Origin of the sequence: Flavobacterium defluvii (assembly GCF_900129555.1) — a bacterium.
Classification (GTDB): Bacteria; Bacteroidota; Bacteroidia; order Flavobacteriales; family Flavobacteriaceae; genus Flavobacterium; species Flavobacterium defluvii.
The window spans coordinates 157,225-177,498 of record NZ_FQWC01000006.1 but is presented as its reverse complement, the minus strand read 5'-3'; the positions used below and the strand labels follow the sequence as shown (position 1 = coordinate 177,498).

23 protein-coding genes are annotated in these 20,274 nt (G+C 32.9%); 12 read left to right on the top strand and 11 right to left on the bottom strand.

Features of this window, described 5'->3' with window-relative positions; genetic code table 11:
* Nucleotides 1-343 precede the first annotated feature (343 nt).
* The 8 genes from tnpA to BUC29_RS14370 all read left to right on the top strand — a co-directional run bounded on the left by tnpA (nucleotide 344) and on the right by BUC29_RS14370 (nucleotide 6,294).
* A complete protein-coding gene (gene tnpA / locus BUC29_RS14405; RefSeq protein ID WP_073416875.1) occupies nucleotides 344-805 on the top strand; it encodes an IS200/IS605 family transposase in 462 nt (153 codons plus the stop codon).
* 21 nt (nucleotides 806-826) lie between these two features.
* A complete protein-coding gene (locus BUC29_RS14400; protein WP_073416874.1) occupies nucleotides 827-1,726 on the top strand; it encodes an archaemetzincin in 900 nt (299 codons plus the stop codon).
* 1 nt (nucleotide 1,727) lies between these two features.
* Nucleotides 1,728-2,258 carry an NADPH-dependent FMN reductase gene (locus tag BUC29_RS14395; protein WP_073416873.1) on the top strand — a complete coding sequence of 177 codons (531 nt, stop codon included), beginning with the start codon at nucleotides 1,728-1,730 and terminating at the stop codon, nucleotides 2,256-2,258.
* Nucleotides 2,259-2,287: 29 nt separating this feature from the next.
* Complete coding sequence (locus tag BUC29_RS14390; RefSeq protein ID WP_073416872.1) at nucleotides 2,288-3,157, top strand: sugar phosphate isomerase/epimerase family protein; 870 nt, start codon at nucleotides 2,288-2,290, stop codon at nucleotides 3,155-3,157.
* Between the two features lie 49 nt (nucleotides 3,158-3,206).
* Nucleotides 3,207-3,554 (top strand): cupin domain-containing protein, encoded by a 348-nt coding sequence (locus BUC29_RS14385; RefSeq protein ID WP_073416871.1) that lies wholly within the window; start codon nucleotides 3,207-3,209, stop codon nucleotides 3,552-3,554.
* 204 nt (nucleotides 3,555-3,758) lie between these two features.
* Nucleotides 3,759-4,895: an MFS transporter gene (locus tag BUC29_RS14380; RefSeq protein ID WP_244160832.1), complete on the top strand. Its 1,137-nt coding sequence runs from the start codon at nucleotides 3,759-3,761 to the stop codon at nucleotides 4,893-4,895.
* Between the two features lie 60 nt (nucleotides 4,896-4,955).
* Nucleotides 4,956-5,888 carry a peptidylprolyl isomerase gene (locus tag BUC29_RS14375; protein WP_073416869.1) on the top strand — a complete coding sequence of 311 codons (933 nt, stop codon included), beginning with the start codon at nucleotides 4,956-4,958 and terminating at the stop codon, nucleotides 5,886-5,888.
* 100 nt (nucleotides 5,889-5,988) lie between these two features.
* Nucleotides 5,989-6,294, top strand: a complete 306-nt coding sequence (locus BUC29_RS14370) for a cytochrome C (protein ID WP_073416868.1) — start codon at nucleotides 5,989-5,991, stop codon at nucleotides 6,292-6,294.
* 110 nt (nucleotides 6,295-6,404) lie between these two features.
* Here BUC29_RS14370 and BUC29_RS14365 read toward each other — a convergent pair whose 3' ends face one another.
* Nucleotides 6,405-6,800 carry a GreA/GreB family elongation factor gene (locus BUC29_RS14365; protein ID WP_073416867.1) on the bottom strand — a complete coding sequence of 132 codons (396 nt, stop codon included), beginning with the start codon at nucleotides 6,798-6,800 and terminating at the stop codon, nucleotides 6,405-6,407.
* A gap of 544 nt (nucleotides 6,801-7,344) precedes the next feature.
* On the bottom strand, nucleotides 7,345-8,238 hold the full coding sequence (locus tag BUC29_RS14360; RefSeq protein WP_073416866.1) for an alpha/beta fold hydrolase: 894 nt from the start codon (nucleotides 8,236-8,238) through the stop codon (nucleotides 7,345-7,347).
* A 127-nt stretch (nucleotides 8,239-8,365) separates the two neighbouring features.
* Between BUC29_RS14360 and BUC29_RS14355 the strand changes: the two genes are divergently transcribed.
* Nucleotides 8,366-8,701 (top strand): tRNA-binding protein, encoded by a 336-nt coding sequence (locus BUC29_RS14355; RefSeq protein ID WP_073416865.1) that lies wholly within the window; start codon nucleotides 8,366-8,368, stop codon nucleotides 8,699-8,701.
* Between the two features lie 93 nt (nucleotides 8,702-8,794).
* Here BUC29_RS14355 and BUC29_RS14350 read toward each other — a convergent pair whose 3' ends face one another.
* The 4 genes from BUC29_RS14350 to BUC29_RS14335 form a co-directional block, all read right to left on the bottom strand.
* On the bottom strand, nucleotides 8,795-9,343 hold the full coding sequence (locus tag BUC29_RS14350; protein WP_073416864.1) for an RBBP9/YdeN family alpha/beta hydrolase: 549 nt from the start codon (nucleotides 9,341-9,343) through the stop codon (nucleotides 8,795-8,797).
* A 24-nt stretch (nucleotides 9,344-9,367) separates the two neighbouring features.
* The gene (locus tag BUC29_RS14345; RefSeq protein ID WP_073416863.1) at nucleotides 9,368-10,192 is read right to left on the bottom strand and encodes an alpha/beta hydrolase; all 825 of its coding nucleotides are present in this window, start codon (nucleotides 10,190-10,192) and stop codon (nucleotides 9,368-9,370) included.
* Nucleotides 10,193-10,328: 136 nt separating this feature from the next.
* Nucleotides 10,329-10,697: a PUR family DNA/RNA-binding protein gene (locus BUC29_RS14340; RefSeq protein ID WP_073416862.1), complete on the bottom strand. Its 369-nt coding sequence runs from the start codon at nucleotides 10,695-10,697 to the stop codon at nucleotides 10,329-10,331.
* A 68-nt stretch (nucleotides 10,698-10,765) separates the two neighbouring features.
* On the bottom strand, nucleotides 10,766-12,544 hold the full coding sequence (locus BUC29_RS14335) for an ABC transporter ATP-binding protein (protein ID WP_073416861.1): 1,779 nt from the start codon (nucleotides 12,542-12,544) through the stop codon (nucleotides 10,766-10,768).
* A gap of 204 nt (nucleotides 12,545-12,748) precedes the next feature.
* On the opposite strand from BUC29_RS14335, the gene BUC29_RS14330 reads away from it, so the two are divergent.
* The 3 genes from BUC29_RS14330 (at nucleotide 12,749) to yajC (ending at nucleotide 15,422) form a co-directional block, all read left to right on the top strand.
* On the top strand, nucleotides 12,749-13,858 hold the full coding sequence (locus tag BUC29_RS14330; protein ID WP_073416860.1) for a Glu/Leu/Phe/Val family dehydrogenase: 1,110 nt from the start codon (nucleotides 12,749-12,751) through the stop codon (nucleotides 13,856-13,858).
* A 274-nt stretch (nucleotides 13,859-14,132) separates the two neighbouring features.
* Nucleotides 14,133-15,044, top strand: a complete 912-nt coding sequence (nusB, locus tag BUC29_RS14325; protein WP_073416986.1) for a transcription antitermination factor NusB — start codon at nucleotides 14,133-14,135, stop codon at nucleotides 15,042-15,044.
* A 99-nt stretch (nucleotides 15,045-15,143) separates the two neighbouring features.
* Nucleotides 15,144-15,422 (top strand): preprotein translocase subunit YajC, encoded by a 279-nt coding sequence (gene yajC, locus BUC29_RS14320; RefSeq protein ID WP_073416985.1) that lies wholly within the window; start codon nucleotides 15,144-15,146, stop codon nucleotides 15,420-15,422.
* A 273-nt stretch (nucleotides 15,423-15,695) separates the two neighbouring features.
* Here the strand turns inward: yajC and BUC29_RS14315 are convergent, their stop codons facing one another.
* The 5 genes from BUC29_RS14315 to BUC29_RS21555 all read right to left on the bottom strand — a co-directional run bounded on the left by BUC29_RS14315 (nucleotide 15,696) and on the right by BUC29_RS21555 (nucleotide 20,089).
* Nucleotides 15,696-16,283, bottom strand: a complete 588-nt coding sequence (locus BUC29_RS14315) for a YdeI/OmpD-associated family protein (protein WP_073416859.1) — start codon at nucleotides 16,281-16,283, stop codon at nucleotides 15,696-15,698.
* Entirely contained in the window at nucleotides 16,284-17,561 is a 1,278-nt protein-coding gene (pepT, locus tag BUC29_RS14310) for a peptidase T (protein WP_073416858.1), read from the bottom strand.
* Between the two features lie 121 nt (nucleotides 17,562-17,682).
* Complete coding sequence (locus tag BUC29_RS14305) at nucleotides 17,683-18,825, bottom strand: formylglycine-generating enzyme family protein (RefSeq protein WP_073416857.1); 1,143 nt, start codon at nucleotides 18,823-18,825, stop codon at nucleotides 17,683-17,685.
* A 92-nt stretch (nucleotides 18,826-18,917) separates the two neighbouring features.
* Nucleotides 18,918-19,862, bottom strand: coding sequence for a DUF6515 family protein (locus tag BUC29_RS14300; RefSeq protein WP_073416856.1), 945 nt, complete (start codon nucleotides 19,860-19,862; stop codon nucleotides 18,918-18,920).
* Between the two features lie 68 nt (nucleotides 19,863-19,930).
* Nucleotides 19,931-20,089: a hypothetical protein gene (locus BUC29_RS21555; RefSeq protein ID WP_167369539.1), complete on the bottom strand. Its 159-nt coding sequence runs from the start codon at nucleotides 20,087-20,089 to the stop codon at nucleotides 19,931-19,933.
* Nucleotides 20,090-20,274 lie beyond the last annotated feature (185 nt).

The window sequence follows — 20,274 nt, the reverse complement described above, 5'->3', positions numbered from 1 at the left end:
TATAGTATAGTCCCTAGCGGACAAATAATGTGTTTGAATAAAATATTGCTACCGATATTATGTTCCCTAACGGAACTTTCTGCCGTGATTCCATTTTAATAAATTCCAATTAAAATCAATAAGATAATATCCCGTTAGGGATAATATATCGGTAGAAAAAAGTAGATCAACGTTCATAATGTCCCGTTAGGGACTATACAATTCTATTTAAAAAAAAGAAAGAATATTCTTTCTTTTTGATATATTTGAAAACGATCAAAAGATATTCCGTTAGGAATAAAATATCGATAGAAAAATAAATTAATATTCAAGAAAAAATGTCCCGTAGGGACTACATACAATCATGGCAAACACCTACACGCAAATTCATATACATTTTGTTTTTGCAGTAAAATATAGACAAGCATCTATAGACACAAACTGGAAAAATGATTTATATAAATACATCTCCGGAATTATCAAAAACAATAATCATAAGGTTTTAGCGATCAACGGTGTTTCTGACCACGTTCATATTTTGATTGGAATAAGACCCGTACAATCAATATCTGAATTGATGAAAAGTATAAAGCAAAATTCATCGAAATGGATAAACGAAAATAAGTTAACTAAAATTCATTTTGAATGGCAGGAAGGATATGGTGCATTTTCATACAGTAAATCTCAATTAAGCGCAGTTGCTGGTTATATAGATAATCAGGAAGAACATCATAAAAAGAAAACCTTTAAAGAAGAATATATCAACTTTCTCGAAAAATTTGAAGTTGATTATGATGAAAAGTTTATTTTTAAGGAATTAATTTAACTATTGTACTTCCAAAAATAAATGAAAAAAATAACCACGATTCTAATCCTTATATTATTCTGTTCCTGTAACAAAGAAAAAACGAAAGAACCACCAAAAACAATTCCAGAAGAAGCATCCTATTTTAAGCAAATTAAAATTAATGATGCAAAATTAGGAGAGCCAACGTATGGAGATTGGTTGTTTTCGCATAAAGAAAACGAGCAGACTTTTGAACAATATTATAGATCTAAACACATTGTTCCGACTAAAGAGGAGAATATTATTTACATAAAACCAATTGGAAATTTTAATGCTCTTCAAAAGAAACAAATTCAGCTTGTTAATGAATATTTAGAGCTCTTTTTCCAATTAAAAACAAAAACATTGGAACCTATTTCTAATGATATAGTGCCAAATTCAGCAAGAAGAATGTCTACAGAAGGACATGAACAATTATTAGCCGGATATCTTTTAAACGATGTTTTGAAAGAAGAAAATCCTCAAAACAGAATTGCTTTAATGGGACTTTCTGAATTGGATTTATATCCTAAACCAGAATGGAATTATGTTTTTGGTTTAGCATCTTATAGAGATAAAGTAGGAGTAAGTTCAATTTACAGATTTCAGGATGGTGAACTAACTGCCGAAAATTTCAATTTATGTTTATCCAGATTGCTTAAAACAAGTTCTCACGAAATTGGGCACATGTTTGGTCTGCATCATTGTATTAACGCTGATTGTGTAATGAATGGAACCAACAGTTTATCTGAAACGGATAGAAGTACAATAAGATTATGTTCTGTATGCCAAAGAAAATTAAATTCCTGCATACAATATGATAATAAAAAGAGATTGACAGATTTAGAGAATTTTTTTAAAAGAAATAACCTAATCGAAGAATTTGATTCAATGAAAAAAGATATTTCAGTTATTCAATAAAATGAAAGCGATAAAAATATTTGCCATAACAGGCAGTACAAGAAAAAAATCGAGTAATTTTAAGATTCTGAAACATATTTCACAATATATAAAATCGGATTTTGAAGTTGAAATTTTTGAAGATTTAGATAAAATTCCACATTTTAATCCTGATTTAGACACAGAAAATCCTCCGAAAGAAATAACTTTATTCAGAAATAAAATAATAGAAGCCGACGGAATTATAATCTGTACGCCGGAATATGTTTTCAGCCTGCCGGGAAGTTTGAAAAATGCTTTAGAATGGTGCGTTTCAACAACAATATTTTCAAATAAAAAAACTGGATTAATTACTGCTTCGGCTTCTGGAGAAATGGGACACGAGCAGCTTTTGCTGATTATGAAAACCCTTGAAGCAAAGTTTGACGATAATACACAGCTTTTAATTCAGGGTATTCGCGGAAAAATAGATGCTGACGGAAATATTATAAACGAAGAAACAGAAATTGCGCTTCAAAATTTCATTAATAATTTTGAGGATCAATTTTTATAGTAGATTTACTTTTCTAAAATTCAGATCAAATGGTTACAAGAAGAAACTTTATTATAAACACAAGTCTGGTGGCGACGGCTGTTTTGGCTTTACCATCATTAGCATTTTCTATGAATAAAAAAGAAATAGGTTTGCAGTTGTATACATTACGCGAGGAACTTCCGAAAAATGTAAAACAGACTTTAGAAAAAGTTGCTGCATCAGGATATACAAATGTTGAGACGTATGGTTTTTCTATAAAAGATCAGTTTTGGGGATTGTCTCCGGTTCAATTGAAAAAGATTTTAGACGAAAACAATTTAAAAGCGGTAAGCGGACATTATAATTTAGGGAGCTTTTTATATGACGGAAACACTGTTGAACTTATTGCGGCAATTGAAGCAGCAAAGATTCTAAAACATGAATTTTTAACAGTTCCGTGGGTCGATGAACCTTTTAGAAGTATCGAAAATTTTAAAGTGATTGCTTCTCGATTAAATCAGGCAGCAAAAATGTGCAAAGAAGCGGGATTAAAACTGGCTTATCATAATCACGATTTCGAATTTAAAAACCAGGAGGGAATTACCGGTTATGAAATTTTATTAAATGAAACCGATAAAAATCTCGTTTATTTTGAATTAGATTTATACTGGGTTGTACGTTCAGGAAATGATCCGCTAAAATTATTTAAAGAAAATCCGGGGCGTTTTAAAATGTGGCACGTAAAAGATATGGACAAATCAAATCAGGCTTTAAATACAGAAATAGGTGCAGGATTAATTGATTTTAAGCCTTTTTTCAAAGAAATTAAACAATCGGGAATGGTTCACTTTTTTGTAGAACAGGAAAATAATTATGCTGGAAATTCTTTTGAATCCATAAAAACAAGTGCTGATTTTATTTCAAAAAACCTGATCTAAAACAGAATCATCATAATATCTTATTTTTGTAAAAATCAATTTTAAAGTCATGCAGAATATTAAAACAAGTAAAGAATTTATTAAAGGAAACGAAATCGAATGGGAAATTGTTGGAGAAGGAATTAAACGAAAAATCCTTGCCTTTGATGATAAAATCATGCTTGTAAATGTTTATTTTGAAAAAGGGGGAATTGGCGTTTTACACGAACATTATCATTCTCAGGTAACGTATATTGCAAGCGGAAAATTTGATGTAACGATAAGCGGTGTTACGCAAACTTTAAAAGAAGGCGATAGTTTTTACATTCCGCCTCACGCCATTCATGGTGTTGTCTGTTTAGAAGAGGGTATGCTGACAGATGTTTTTAGTCCGGCAAGAGAAGATTTCTTAAAATAAATAAAATCAGTAAATATCCGCGTCTTCGCAATAGCGAATCTGCGTCACCCGCGTTCTAAAATTGACGCTGATTAAACGGATTCGCTATTGCGAAGACGCGGATTTATACGGATTTCATTGAAAAAATTACTTAAATTATAAGTTTAGATTAAATATTGATGGTATTTTTGCAAAATGAATTTATCTAAAACCAACGTCCTGTTTATGGCAGTTTGCACTGGTCTTATAGTTGCAAATCTTTATTACTGCCAGCCTTTGATTGTTTTAATTGCCAACGAATTTAAAATTCCCGAAGCTAGCGCCGGAACCATAACATACTTAACTCAGGCCGGTTATGCAATCGGATTGTTTTTTATGGTGCCGCTTGGCGATAAAATAGAGCGAAAAAAACAAATTTTAATGACCACTTTTGCTACAGTAATTGCATTGTTAATTGCAGCTACAGCAAAAAGTTTTCTTGTTTTACAAATTGCTTCACTGCTTATTGGAGTTACTTCGATTGTTCCGCAGCTTATTCTGCCTTTGGCTGCTTCGTTGAGCGCGCCTGAACAACGCGGAAAAGTTGTAGGAACTATTATGAGTGGTCTTTTAGTTGGAATTTTGCTTTCGCGAACTTTAAGCGGATTTATTGGAGAAGTTCTTGGCTGGAGATCAATGTTTTATATCGCTGCCGGGATTTGTCTTTTAATCTTTTTTGTAATTCAGAGTAAATTCCCCGTAAATAAACCTCAATTTCAGGGAACTTACGGACAGTTAATTCAATCTCTTTTTACTCTTATAAAAACACAGCCTGTTTTACGCGAAGCCACGGCAATCAATGTTTTCAGCTTCGCTCAGTTTGGAGCTTTCTGGACCACAATGGTTTTACTGCTTTCCGGAGAACCTTTTCATTTTAATAGTGCTACAATTGGTTTGTTCGGAATTGTTGGTGCTTCCGGAGCTTTGGCAGCGCCTTTGGTTGGTAAAATCGGAGATAAAGGAAATTCAAGAATTGCAGTTGGTTATGGTTGTTTATTAATTTTAATAAGCTTTCTGATTTTTTATTTTTCTATCGAAAGTGTAATTGGAGTTGCGATTGGAATTGTATTTATTGATATTGGAATTCAGGGAGTTCATATTTCAAATCAAACCAGAGTTTATTCACTTTTGCCAGAAGCCAGAAACAGATTAAATACTGTATTTATGTCGTTTAGCTTTTTAGGAACTGCCGCGGGATCTGCATACGGATTATTGTTGTGGAAACTGGGCGGATGGCACGCTGTAACTATTGGCTGTATGGTTTTATCTTTATTATCATTAACCGTTTACGGACTTACTTATAAATCAAAATCTAAAAAATAGAAAGCGCAAATTGATTAAAAAATTAATTTGTAAATTTGCGTTCAATTAAAAAATAACAACATGGAAAACGGAATATACGCTAAATTCAACACTAGCAAAGGTTCGATTTTAGTAAAACTTACACACGATTTAACGCCTGGAACTGTAGGAAACTTTGTTGCTCTTGCAGAAGGAAATATGGAAAATAAAGTAAAACCTCAAGGGCAAAAATTCTACGACGGATTAAACTTTCACAGAGTTATTGCTGATTTCATGATTCAGGGTGGATGTCCAAAAGGAACTGGAACTGGAGATCCGGGATATAAATTTGATGACGAATTTGTACCAAGTTTAAAACACGATCGTCCGGGAGTTTTATCTATGGCAAATTCAGGACCTGGAACAAACGGTTCTCAATTTTTCATTACTCACGTTCCAACTCCTTGGTTAGACGGAAAACATACAGTTTTTGGTCACGTAGTAGAAGGACAAAATATTGTTGATGCTGTTGCTCAAGGTGATGCATTAGAGTCTGTAGAAATTATCAGAGTTGGTGAAGAAGCTCAAAAATGGAATGCTATTGAAGCTTTCATTAGTTTAAAAGGTGCTCGCTTAAAACGTGAGGCAGCTTTAAAAGCAGAATCTGAAGCAAAAATGGAACAATTAGCTGCTGGTTTTGATAAAACTGAAAGTGGTTTACGTTATAAAATGATTCAAAAAGGTGAAGGTAAAAAAGCTGAAGCAGGGAAAACAGTTTCTGTTCACTACGAAGGTTCTTTAGAAAACGGAAAAGTTTTTGATTCATCTTACCCAAGAAAAAAACCAATCGAATTCAAATTAGGAATTGGACAAGTTATCGAAGGATGGGACGAAGGTATTGCTTTATTACAAGTTGGAGACAAAGCTCGTTTTGTAATTCCATCTGATTTGGCTTACGGACCATCTGGAGCTGGAGGAGTTATCCCGCCACACGCAACTTTGATTTTTGACGTTGAATTAATGGACGTAAAATAAGACATAAACAAAGTTTAAATTTGTTTTAAATAGAGTCCCGTTCGGTAAGCCGAATGGGATTTTTTTTATATTTACTTTATAAAAAACAAAACAAAGCAAAATGAAATCAAAGATCTTAACCCTGGCAGCCATAATGCTGCTTATAACTTCTTGCGGTACAAAAAAGACAGCAGTTGCAACAGCTCCTGAAACAATAGATACTATGCCGCCCCGAGAATTATCTTTAGAGCAGGCCGAAGGCAAAAAGCTATATGAAAACAATTGCACAAAATGCCATAAATTATATGAGCCTACAAAATTTGATAAAGAAAAATGGCAGCCAATTTTAGTTCGTATGCAAAAGAAAGCTAAGCTCGATGATGCTAATATGGCTTTGATAACAAGTTATATTCACTCACAGTTATAATTTGAGTTAAAAATAAAGACATTAAAAAAACCGATTCAATTTTTGAATCGGTTTTTTAGTTTTCAAATAGATATAAAAAAACACCGTCACAAAATGAGGTGTTTAAAAAGTTAAGAATGATGTACAGCCGAATTATCTACTGCAACTATTTTTAAAGTTTTGATTCCGGCCGGCAATTCCCAGTCGACTTCGTCATTTTCTTTAAAACCGATAATCGCAACACTTAAAGGTGCCAGAATTGAAATTTTAGATTGTTTTACATCTGCAGATGAAGGTAGAACAATTTGAATTTTCATTTGTTTTTTTGCCTTTACATCTTCAATTGTTACAACAGAATTTATCCTGATTACAGAGCTATCAAGTTCGCTTTCTTTACTTATTACAGCACGGTCTAATTCCTGCGAAAGCTGATTAGCTTCTTTAGTATTTGTTGAGTTTTTACTTTTTAAAATCAATTCTCTTAAAAATTGATAATCTGATTTACAGAAAGTGGGTGTTGGTTTCATATCTATATTGAATTTATTATTAATGTTTTTGAATGATTTTTCTTCTTTTACGCAATTAAAAACGAGTTATTTTACAACTCGTTCTAAACGAGACATGGATGTGGATTTTTTAATTTGAAAAACAAAAAATTATCTGACCAAAATTTGATTTTTGTCAAATAAGTAAATATTTAAATTGATGTAAATCCTCCGCCTGAAAGAAGAATTGGAATAGACGGAGGCCTAATTAATAAAGGCCTTACTATGTGAAATAAATACAGCAGAAAGCGGCCTTCTTGTAAGAGAAAGCAGCAAAGTAAAAACTGTAAATATTGTTATAGTGCTCAAAATGAGTGTTTTTTGTTTGATTGGCAAATATAAGTAAAGTTTTTCTAATACTTACAAATTTTTACTTCCATTTTATATTGCAGCCAATAATTGGTTTTTCAATTTTATTTAAAATTCTGTAAATAAAAAAGAGATAAGAATAATAGTTTAGCCCGCAGATTTAACGGATTTCAATAATTTTTAAAATCCGTTAAATCTGCGGGCTGTATAATTTTTTTTATGAATTTAAAAATTCAAGCAAATCATCATTTAATTTATCTCTATCGGTGTAGAATAAACCATGAGGCGCACCTTCATAAACGATGTATGTATTATTTGCAATTGCTTCTGAAGCCTTTTTAGACGTTAAATCAATAGGAACAATTTTATCATCATTTCCATGAATAATAAGGGTTGGAACATTAACAGAACTTAATTCGTCTCTAAAATCGGTATACGAAAATGATTCGGCACATTTTAAAGTAGCATGTGGAGAAGCAAACGAGCAAAGTGTTCTGTAATATTCTAATAAAGCTGTACTTAACGGTTTATTGATAATATTTACTCCAAAAAAGGTTTTTCCAAAATTATCCACAAAACCAATTCTGTCTTCCTTAATAGCTTCTGCAGTTGTTTCACTTTTTTCTCTTGGCTGACCATCAGGATTATTTTCTGTTTTTAAGAGAAATGGAATTATAGATGAAATTAAGGCTGCTTTTGAAACTCCTTTTCCGTGATATCTGCTAAAATAACGAACGACTTCGCCGCCACCCATTGAAAAACCAACCAGAGTTACGTTTTCTAATTCTAACTGTTCAATAATTTCGTTCAAATCATCTGTTAAAGTGTCATAATCATATCCTTCCCAGGGTTGTGATGATTTACCAAAACCACGACGATCGTACGCAATTACTCTATAATTATTTTTTACCAAAAACTCAACCTGATACTCCCACATTTCGTTAGAAAGAGGCCATCCGTGTATTAAAATTACTGGTTTCCCTTTTCCGTAATCCTTTACATATAGTTTTACGTTTTTGGCAGTTTCGATATATTTATCGGTATTTAATTGATGAATATCGAAATCTAAATCTCTTAGAGATGGACTGGCATTTATTACGCTATTTTCCATTTTTATATATTTTACAAATTATTTACTAAACATGAGTAGTAAAATTAATTGCAGAGTAAAAAAATAGGTTATAGAATTAGTACTATTAATTACAAAATTTATAGGTTTGTAAATAAACGATTTAAAAATGGATTTAACCTGGAATGAATTTGAGAGAACAGATATGCGCGTAGGAACTATCATCGAAGTAAATGATTTTCCAGAAGCCAGAAAACCTGCTTTTCAACTTACAATAGATTTCGGTGCCGAAATTGGTATCAGAAAATCATCGGCACAAATTACAAAACGATATCAAAAAGATGATTTGGTAAACCGACAAATTGTTGCAGTTGTAAATTTCCCGAAAAAGCAAATCGGAAAATTTATGAGCGAATGTCTGGTGCTTGGCGCTGTAGGCGAGGAGGGAGATGTTATTTTATTGGCTCCGGATTTTAAAATTCCTAATGGATTAAGAATTGGATAGTTTTTGTTCTTAATTTTAATCGTAAAGTTCGCAAAGGTTTACGCGAGGTTCGCAAAGTTAATAATGCAAAGCTTTGCGAACTTTGCGGTTAAATTAAAGGTTCATCTTTTCAATTAACTTTTGTAAAATTCCTTGACCTTCTTCCCAATATTTTAAATCAGAATCGGAATTAATGTGTCCCTGCTGACCGATATTTACAAAATCACTTCCCCATTTTTCGGCGAAGAGTTTTTTTCTTTCAAAAGAAGCATAAGGATCATTTTCACTCGCAACGACTACAGAGGGAAAAGGCAATTTATAAAGCGGCATTGGTGAAAAATTTCTTATGCATTCTGGTGTGTGTTGAGGTGAATCTACATCAGCAGGAGCGACTAAAAAAGCGCCAATAATATTTGGATTATTATATTTTTCTGCCCAATGCAAAACCAACGAAACAGCCAGACTATGTGCAACTAAAACAGTGGGTTTGTCAAGTTTTAAGATGTTTTCGTTTAATCTTTCAAGCCATTCTTCGCGAATTGGTTCATCCCAATTGTCTTGTACAACACGAATTGAGTTTTCGAATTTTTTATGCCAAAAAGTCTGCCAGTGTTTTTCTCCAGAATCTCCAAGTCCTGGTATAATTAATAGTTGTGTCTCCATTGCCGTGGAATTTTTATTTAGTGATTATTTTTTACGTTCTTTTAAAATTCGGTTTACTTCATTAACCAAAAGCGGAAAACCAGGTTCTGTCATTCCATGCCCGTAACCGTCTAATTCATAGAGTTTAGTTTGTGTATGGCCTACCAGTTTCATCATTCTTGCCATATATGCATTTTCTTCATATCGACCCAGCATTTCAAGTTCTCGGTCGCCGGTAATTAATAAAAGAGATGGTGCATCGGCGCGAACGTGATATAAAGGAGCAAAAGTGTCGATTGTAGGCTGTTTTTCAGGAATTCCGTTTTCTCTTCTTATTTCAAAATGCGTAATACATTGCCCGCTAAACGGAATAAGTCCAGCAATTTTATTAGCATCAATTCCTTCTTTTTGAAGATATTTTTTATCCAACCCAATCATCATTCCTAAATATCCTCCGGCAGAATGTCCCGATACAAATATTAAAGAAGGATCACCTCCGTAATTAGCAATATTATTAAAAGCCCATGCTACAGCTGCTGCTGCATCATCAATTGCTCTTTCTGCTTTTGCTTTTGGAGATAATCTGTAGTTTACGCCAATAATAGCATAACCTTTATTTTTTAAAGCTTCCGGAATTTCTTTATTTCCACCGGTTAGCCCGCCGCCATGAAACCAGACAATCGTTGCAAAACCTTTAGCGTTTTTTGGATAATAAATATCCAGAACACATCTTTCGTTGATATAACTGTCTGATTTATTTACTGCTGCGGCATAATATTGAATATTTGATTTTGTTTCATATTCTGTTTTTTGGGCAAATGAATAAATCCCCAAAAATAAAAAGCTAAGTAAAAAAAGTAATTTTTTCATTTTATAATAATTTAATGTCAGAGATTAAATTCCAAATTCCAAAAATCTAAAATCTAAAATCAATAATTTACGTGTATAAAAAAAGTCCAAAAATGTTATACATATTGGACTTGTACTTTTAGAAAAGTTATGTAGATTAAATATCGTCGAAATCAATATCAGTAAAGCTTGATCTTTGTGTTTCTGCTTTATCAGAACCGTATTCTTTTTTAAAATCTTTTTGATGTCTTTCAGAGATTACTTCTTCGCCTTTGTGGTTCAAAACGTATGAAGTCATTTCTTCTAATATTTCGGCAAAAGCACTAAAATCTTCTTTGTATAAATAAATTTTGTGTTTTTTAAAGTGAAAAGAACCATCTTCTTCGGTAAATTTTTTGCTTTCGGTAATCGTGATATAATAATCGTCAGCCTTAGTAGCTCTCACATCAAAGAAATAAGTTCTTCTTCCTGCTCGTAATACTTTAGAAAAAATCTCTTCTTTTTCTAACATGTCATTTTCTCTCATAATACGTTCTATCATTTTTGGAATTAATAGTAATCAAAAATCATAAAAAATTATCGATTACGCAACAATTAAAGTAATTCTTTTTCCGAAAGTTGTTTTAAATATAACGATGCATAATAGCCTTCTTCATTTATTAATTGATTATGAGAGCCTTGTTGGATAATTTTACCATCTTCTAAAATGATGATTTTGTCGGCATTTTTCGCTGAAGAAACCCGATGACTGACAATTATTGTAGTTTTATTTTTACAAAATTCAAATAAATTATGTAGGATAGTTTCCTCTGTTTCAGTGTCAACTGCAGACAAACAATCATCAAAAAGCAAAATTGCCGGATTTTTAATTAAAGCCCTTGCAATAGATACACGCTGCTTTTGTCCGCCCGAAAGTGTAATTCCTCTTTCTCCTAAAATGGTATCGTATTGTTTGTTAAATGCAATGATATTATCGTGAACTACAGCATTTTTGGCAGCTTCTATAACTTCTTCGTTAGTTGCATTTTCATTTCCAAATTTGATATTGTTTTGGATGGTATCCGAAAATAAGAAGGCGTCCTGAGGTACAATTCCGATGCTGTTTCGAAGATCATTTAAGTTTAAAGTGCTGATTTCGTTTCCATCAATTGTGATTCTTCCGTCAGTGACATCATACAAACGGGAAATTAAAGATAAAATGGTTGATTTTCCGGAACCTGTCTTTCCTAAAATTGCCAGCGTTTCGCCATTTTTTACGGTAAAAGAAATGTTTTTTAAAGCTTCGATATTAGTGTCTTCATAAGTGTAACTTACATTTTCGAAAGCAATAGAACCCTGAATTTCTGATGAATTCTGATTCTTATTTTTAATTTCCGGTTCAATTTTCAAAAATTCATTTAAACGTTTTTGAGAAGCTTCGGCTTCCTGAACCATCGAAGAAACCCATCCAAGAGAAGCAACCGGCCAGGTTAACATATTTACGTATAAAATAAATTCAGCAATGGTTCCAATATTCTGAATCGCTCCGTTGATGTACATCATTCCTCCAAAATAAATGACAACCAGATTACTAATTCCAATAAGTGCAATCATCAAAGGTCCAAAAAGCGATTGTACTTTTGCCAGTTCCAGACTTTTACGTTTACTTTCTTCCGAAAGATTTACCATGTTGTTTTGATGCTGATTTTCTAAAGAATATGCTTTTATAACTCGTATTCCTGAGAAAATCTCCTGGGTAAAACTTGAAACTTTTGATAAATACTGCTGAAATGTTGTGCTTCTTTTATTGATTTCTGAACTAAGTTTAAAAATACAATACGATAAAATTGGCAGTGGAAGAATCGTGTACAATGTAAGCAAAGGCGAAACATTATACATATATATAAGTACGATCGCAAAACGGATAAAAGTATTAATTGTATACATTACGGCAGGTCCAACATACATTCGAACTTTTGAAACGTCTTCGCTGATTCGGTTCATTAAATCTCCGGTACGGTTTTGTTTGTAGAAGTTTTGAGAAAGTCTTTCGTATTGCTTAAAAACTTCATTTTTTAAATCAAACTCAATATGGCGCGACATCACAATTAAGGTCTGGCGCATTAAAAAAGTCAGAAATCCTCCAACAATTGCACTTCCCGTGATTAATAGCACGTTATGTATTAAATCCCGCTCATAAAAATCTATTATTATAGAAGATTTTCTATCAGCATCGGATAGTTTTAGAAATTTTTCTATAATATCAAAAGAATGGCTGACAAGCTTTGGAGTGAATAAGAAAAATATTTGTGCGATTATGGTGATTAAAATTCCGAAGGAAAAACTGAATTTATATTTAATGAAATATTTGTTTAAATAGCTTAATTCTTTCATTTTTTTAAGAGATTCTATGTTGACTTGATTTAATTTTATGAAATATTCTTAAATAAAAATATAATAAAATGCAATCTTATCAAAATAAATATTTTGTATAATTGTTATTTTAAAGATAAAAAATTAGCACATGTATATTTTTTGTTTATGTTTGAGTTGTCTTTTTGACAAATTCATAATTTTAAACAACTAAATAATAACGCTATGGATGCAACTTTCGCAACTGGAAAGGAACTTCAAAAAATGGATCCTGTTTTTGGTCAATTATCTTTTGACGATCACGAACAAATTGTATTTTGCAATGACAAAGATACAGGTTTAAAAGCAATTATTGGTATTCATAATTCGGTTATGGGGCCAGCTTTAGGAGGTACTAGAATGTGGAATTACAATACCGAGTGGGAAGCATTAAACGATGTTTTGCGTCTTTCAAGAGGTATGACATTTAAATCTGCTATTACCGGACTTAATATTGGTGGAGGTAAAGCTGTTATTATTGGTGATGCAAAAACGCAGAAAACGCCAGAATTAATGCGTAAATTTGGTGAGTTTGTACATTCCTTAAGCGGAAGATATATTACAGCTGAAGATGTTGGAATGGAAACGAAAGACATGGACACTGTAAGAGATGTTACACCTTATGTTACCGGAATTTCTGAAGAAAGAGGCGGATCTGGAAATCCATCGCCTGTAACTGCTTACGGAGTTTATTTAGGAATGAAAGCCGCTGCTAAAAGTCAGTTTGGTTCTGATGTTCTTGATGGTAAAAAAGTTTTAGTGCAGGGTATTGGTCACGTAGGTGAAACTCTGGTTGAATATTTAACTAAAGAAGGGGCAAAGGTTACAATTACTGATATCAACGAAGAAAAATTATATCAGGTTGCTTCAAAATACAATGCAGCAATTTATACTGGAGAAGATTTATATACTGCAGATGTTGATATCTATGCACCATGTGCAATGGGAGCAACAATTAATGATAATACAGTAGACAAAATTAAAGCTAAAGTTATTGCCGGAGCTGCCAACAATCAATTAGCAGATGAAAATGTTCACGGTGCAAGATTACAGGAAAGAGGAATTTTATACGCTCCGGATTTCCTGATCAATGCTGGTGGAATTATTAATGTTTATGCTGAATTAGCAAACTACGGTAAAGCAGAAATCATGAGTAAAACTGAAAATATCTATAATACAACCTTGGAAATTATAGACTTTGCTGCCAAAAATAATATTACAACTCATAAAGCTGCGCTTACAATTGCTCAAAATCGTATCGATGCGAGAAAAATTGAAAACGCTGCTAAGAAGTAATTTTTTATAGTTTACAAATTTACAGTCTCGGTTTACGGTTTTATCTGTAAACTGAGACTTTTTATTTTTACAAAGACAAAACTGTAAATTGATACTTTTTGTATAATCCCTAATATATTGATGAAAAATGCGAGTGCAGCTGAAAACTGTGACTAAAAACCGCGACTTTTTCACGAATTAATTTTAAAATACGCTTCAAAAGTTTTACTTTTGCAAACTAATTTTAAAATGTTCTTACAAGGTGGTAAATAGAAGACACATACGCGTTAAAGTAATGCAATCCATTTATGCAATGCACCAAAGCGGTTCTGACAATTTGGAAAAAGAAGAGAAATTTCTTTTTTACAGTATAGACAATATTCAGGACTTATATCTTATAATGCTTTCTTCATTGATTGAAATTTGCAAAAAAGAATCAGTATTCTTGCATTTGTCAAGCAAAAAACATCTTGCTACTGCAGCAGAACGTAACCCGAACGAGAAGTTCATCAAAAACAAAATTTTTCAGCTTCTTGCCGAAAGTAATTCCCTTAGTATCGCTTTAGAAAACCGTAAAATTAATAATTGGTCATTAAACGACGATTATATTATTTTGCTTTTAAATGATATTAAAGCTAGTGATATTTATAAAAAATACATGAGCAATAATGTGAACAAATTTGAAGAAGACAAACAATTTATTGTTGATTTGTTTGAAAATGTTATTGTTCCGAATGAAAAATTATACGAGTATCTTGAAGATGATAAATTGACCTGGGTTGATGATATTCCTGTTGTAAATACACATATTATCAAGCAGTTGAAAGCAATAAAAACAGAAGATCCAGATGATTTTAGAGTTCCGAAATTGTATAAGGATATTGAAGATAAAGATTTTGCAAAAGATTTATTCAGAAGAACGGTTTTAAATGAAGCCGTTTTAGCAAAAGAATACGACGATAAAACACCAAACTGGGACAGCGAACGTATTGCCGAGATTGACACAATTATCTTAAAAATGGCAATCTGCGAATTTTTAAAATTCCCTTCAATTCCGGTAAAAGTAACTCTTAACGAATATTTAGAAATTGCAAAAGAGTATTCTACACCAAAAAGTAGTATTTTTATCAATGGAATTTTAGATAACCTTGTTAAAGAACTTGAAGCCAGCAAAAAAATGGTAAAAGTGGGTAGAGGTTTGATGTAAAAATGAATAAAAAATAATTTTTGATTTGTCACTTTGAGCAAAGCCGAAGTGTCAGCCACAAAAGAAAATATTAATATAAATCAAAAACAGAATTTAATTATGGGACAATTAGGTCAATTTGCGCCATTCCTTTTAATGTTTGTAGTAATCTATTTCTTTATGATTAGACCACAACAAAAAAGAGTAAAAAACGAAAAAGAATTTGAAAGCAACCTAAAAGTAGGTGATAAAATAGTTACAAAAAGTGGTTTTCACGGTAAAATTGCTGAATTAGCAGAAACTACAGTTGTTATCGAAACTATGTCAGGAAAATTAAAATTAGAGCGTTCGGCTATTTCTTTAGAATTAAGCTCAGCTTTAAATGCTAAAAAAGCATAAGTTTTTTAAATCACAATATTTAAATCCCAAATTTCAAATGGAGTTTGGGATTTTTTTTGTCATTGCGAGGAACGAAGCAATCTCACTATCATGAGTAATTGATTCGTGATAAACCTCATGAGATTGCTTCGTTCCTCGCAATGACCTGTAGAACAAAAAAAACCTTTGTCAAAGTTTAAAACTTTGACAAAGGTTATCTTATAGTTTGGCTCTTCGACTTCGCTCAGAGGGACAAAGCGTTTGGAATTTGGAATTTTCTACATTGAAATTTATTTATCTGTATTTATCATTCAACCCAACATTCGCTAAAATCATCGGAACCACTTTTTCAATTCTCGAAAGTTTTGTTTTTTCTTGTTTGGCAGTTTCAATATATTCTAAAAACTCATATTGTTTATATGGAGAGAATTTTTCAAAAGCTGATTTCAAATCTGGGTTTTTAGTCATTTCTGCATTCAGAAGTTCTGAAACTATTGCTTCTTTTTTGGAAGGTTTAATGACCTTTCCCTGTTTTTCATTTTCAATCGCTTCAAAGATATATTCTAAAATTTCCTTTTCGTTTATTTCATCTTTAGAAGTAAAACGCCATTGGCGCAAAGATTTTGTCACATCTTCCTGTGCATTAATGAGTTTCTTTTTTTCGTCTTTTAGAAAAACACCATTAAAAAACCAAATAGCAAAATAATCTTTAAAACCTCCAAGACCAATTATATTTTTCTTTTCATAAACATAAACAGGACCGCCCCATTTGGTAGTTTCAGTAAGTTGGGTTTTGTCAATAATGGTTTTGAGGAGAAGTAATTCTTCTTCCCATTGGCTGCTGTATTTCCAAATTCCTTTATTTTCAGAAGTTGATTCCAATTATCTTGTTCTTTTAGGTTTTTCTTTTACATCAAAAATGCCCGGATTAGCTGTTAATTCTGCAATTTTTACAATTACATCTGTAGCTTTTTGAATACTTTCTGCAGGAACATATTCGTATTTTCCATGGAAATTATGTCCTCCGGCAAAAATGTTCGGACAAGGTAATCCCATATATGATAATTGCGAGCCGTCAGTTCCGCCGCGAATTGGTTTTATGATTGGTTTTATGTTTAATTCTCGCATTGCTTTTTCGGCAATATCTACAATATGTTTTACCGGAAGTACTTTTTCCTTCATATTGTAATATTGATCTTTTACTTCAGCAATTACAATATCTTCACCAAATTTATTGATGTATTTTTTGTTGAACTTTTTTGCAATTTTAGTAATTAGTTCTTTTCGTTTCTCAAATTTCTTTTTGTTATGATCACGAATAATCAGCTCAAGAACTGTTTCTTCGATGCTTCCTTTAATATGATGAACATGAAAGAAACCTTCGTAACCTCTTGTTTCCTGAGGCGTTTCGCCTTTTGGAAGTTCGTTTATGAATTCGTGAGCCAGCAGAACAGAATTTATCATTTTTCCTTTTGCATAACCAGGATGAACGCTTTTTCCTTTAAAAGTAATCTTTGCTCCGGCAGCATTAAAATTTTCATATTCTAATTCGCCAATCTGGCTTCCATCCATGGTATAAGCCCATTGAGCACCAAATTTTTCAACATCAAAATGATGTGCACCTCGTCCGATTTCTTCATCCGGAGTAAAACCAATTCTGATTTTTCCGTGTTTAATTTCCGGATGCTGAATTAAATATTCCATTGCCGAAACAATCTCTGTAATTCCGGCTTTATCATCGGCACCAAGCAAAGTTGTTCCGTCTGTTGTGATGATCGTTTGCCCTTTATATAAAAGTAAATCTTTAAAATAATTTGGAGAAAGAATGATGTTTTTTTCAGCATTTAAAACAATATCTTTTCCGTCGTAATTCTCAACGATTTGTGGTTTTACATTTGCTCCGCTAAAGTCCGGAGAAGTATCAAAATGCGAAATAAATCCAATCGTTGGTACTTCATGATTAACATTGCTTGGCAGCGTTGCCATAATGTAGGCTTTGTCGTCTATCGTAACATCCTGCAGGCCAATTTGCTTTAGCTCTTCAACTAATTTATTGGCAAGATTCCATTGTTTTTCTGTACTCGGTGTTGTTGTTGAATTCGGATCTGATTCTGTATCAATTGTTACATAACTGATAAAACGATCTATGATATGTTGCATTTCTTTTTATTTTTAGCAAATATAGACATTTTTTTTAGCAGGCATATTTTGAGATTTGTCTTCAAAAAATAAAAAAAGGATTCTGTTTTGTAGAATCCTTTTTGTGATAATAATTTATATTTTAAATACTTTTTACACATCTAAAACCAAGATGATTAGCGGCAGATCTAACTTCGCCTTTTCCTCTGGTTCCAACCATGTATCTTGTGCAATATTGGTCTGTACATAAAAACGATCCACCGCGGTGTACGCGTTTTATTTGTGTAGGATCGTTAGGATCATTATACGCATCAGGTCCTTGCGGATTTTTGGCTACTTTGCCGTTTTCTGCCAAAGTTTTATAGTAATCAACACTGTACCAATCGTTTGTCCATTCCCAAACATTTCCGGCAACATCATAAAGTCCGTAAGCATTTGGTGCATATTGTTTTACGGGAGCAATTCCTTTAAAACCATCCTCACCGGTGTCACCATCTTTAATTGGAAAATGTCCCTGATAAATATTTGCCTGAAATTTTCCGTTTGGTTTTAAAACATTTCCCCAGGCATAAATTTCTCCGGTTTTTCCGCCTCTTGCTGCAAATTCCCATTCTGCTTCGGTCGGAAGTCTTTTTCCAGCCCATTTTGCGTAAGCAGCGGCATCTTCATAAGTAACATGTACAACGGGATAATTTTCTTTACCTTTTATAGTACTTTGCGGTCCAAGTGGGTGTTTCCAGTCTGCTCCGCCAACATACGACCACCATTGCAAAAAGTTATTTAAGTTTACCGCTGAAGGAGTAGGGGTAAATATTACAGATCCAGTAATTAAATCTTCTTCAGAAGCTGTTGGAAATTCTTCTTTAGTTGGTTTTTGCTCTGCAACAGTAATATATCCGGTCGCTTTTACAAACTTTTCAAATTCTGCATTCGTTACTTCAGTTTCATCCATATAATAGCCATCAACGTATACGCGATGTATAGGAGCGGCATCTTTTGTAACGCCTTTTAGGCTGCATAAACTTTCATCTTCGACATTACTTCCCATAGAGAATTCGCCGCCGGGAATCCAAACCATTCCCTCTGGAGCCTTTCCTGATGGTTTCTTTTTATTTTCGATAGTAGGTTTAAATGCAGATGCTTCTGAGGTATTTGGAATTTCATGACATTCCGCAGCGGTTTCTTTTACTTTTTCTTTGGGCGAAATTAATTTTGTAACACCATAAGTAATTGAAATAATGCAGATCGTAAGTATTGCGAAAATCCAAAAGGTTTTATTTTTCATTGTAATGGTTTTTAGCTGGTATTGGTTGTAATAGTAAGGCAAAAATATAAAAATAAATTTTAATAGTATAGTAATTTTATAGGATTAATAAACTATTCTTTTTCAACCTGAACAACTTCGTATTTATTTTTACCGTCAATTTGCACTGGCTGGTAATAAGTTTCGCCAAATTTCACATATTTTGCATCGCCAATAGTAACTTCTTCGCCGCCTTCGGGTAAATTTTCGACTATAGTTCCGGCTGTTGGTGCAACTACCGTGTATTTTCCACCATCTTTTTCATAGTAAGTACCTCCGTAATAATAATTGTTTACGGTTCCTGTATAAACCGTTTCTGCACCGCTGGGAATATTATTTACAGTTCCTCCAACAGGAGCAGGAACAGCTGTATAACCTCCGTTGGTTGACGTGTACCAAACACCCTGATCGTAATGATATTGCGTACTTTCTACACTAACAACAATTGCTGTAACGGCTAAAGTTGCCACAAAAAATCCCCATGGATGCCAAACTGGTCCCCAATAGAATGGTACATAAGGGCGTGGATAATAGGGGTGATAACAATTATATCTATAACCGCCATATATATAAGGAGGACGTACATAAGGTCTGGGTCCTGGTCTAACAATTGTGTTACGATTATTGCGAACGTGTACACTGTTATTTACGTTAATGTTTACATTGTTTCCGTTTCTATTTATAGTGTTACCGCTAATATTAGTGTTTCTGTTTCCTGTTCTGTTATTTGAATTTCTGTTATTGACCGTATTTCTGTCACCAATTTTAGAATTATTTGACGGTCTTGTAATTTTTGTTCCGGATCCATTTGAGCCAGGTCTTGTTACTTCCGGTCTGTTTGTTGACGGCCTTGTTACGGCAGGACGTGATTGCCTGTTTTGAACGCCTCCACCAGCTCTGTGAATACCGCCTCCGCCGCCCACTCGTCGTTGTGCTAAACTGTCAATAGAAATCAAAAAAAACGATCCGCACAGACATATTACAGCTGTTTTTCTTATTGTTTTGTTTATGTTTTTCATTTTCAAGGTTTTAGTTCAGATAAAGTTATTAAAAAAAGTGTTTGTATTAAAAAAAGAAAGTAAGAATTTTATAATGAAATATCCCATTCTATTCTAAACCTCCATCCGGTTTCAAGCGGAAGTGTTTTGTCCTGAAAACTGAAATAACTAAATTCTGAAGTTAGTTTGTTTTTGTGTCCTTTTAAAGAACCAGTGAAGTCGAAGTCCTTTGTCCTCTTCGACTTCAATCAGGATGACATTACTAAGTGTTATTCAAACTGTTTCAAAATTAAGCAATAAATAATCCGTAGGCAGTTATTGTAACCCTTGAACTTGTTTCATTTTATAACTTGCAACCTTTATTAATTTGTTTTTATAAAAAAGCACCTTTTTAAACTATAATATTTAAATTTGCAGCCAAAATAACAACACA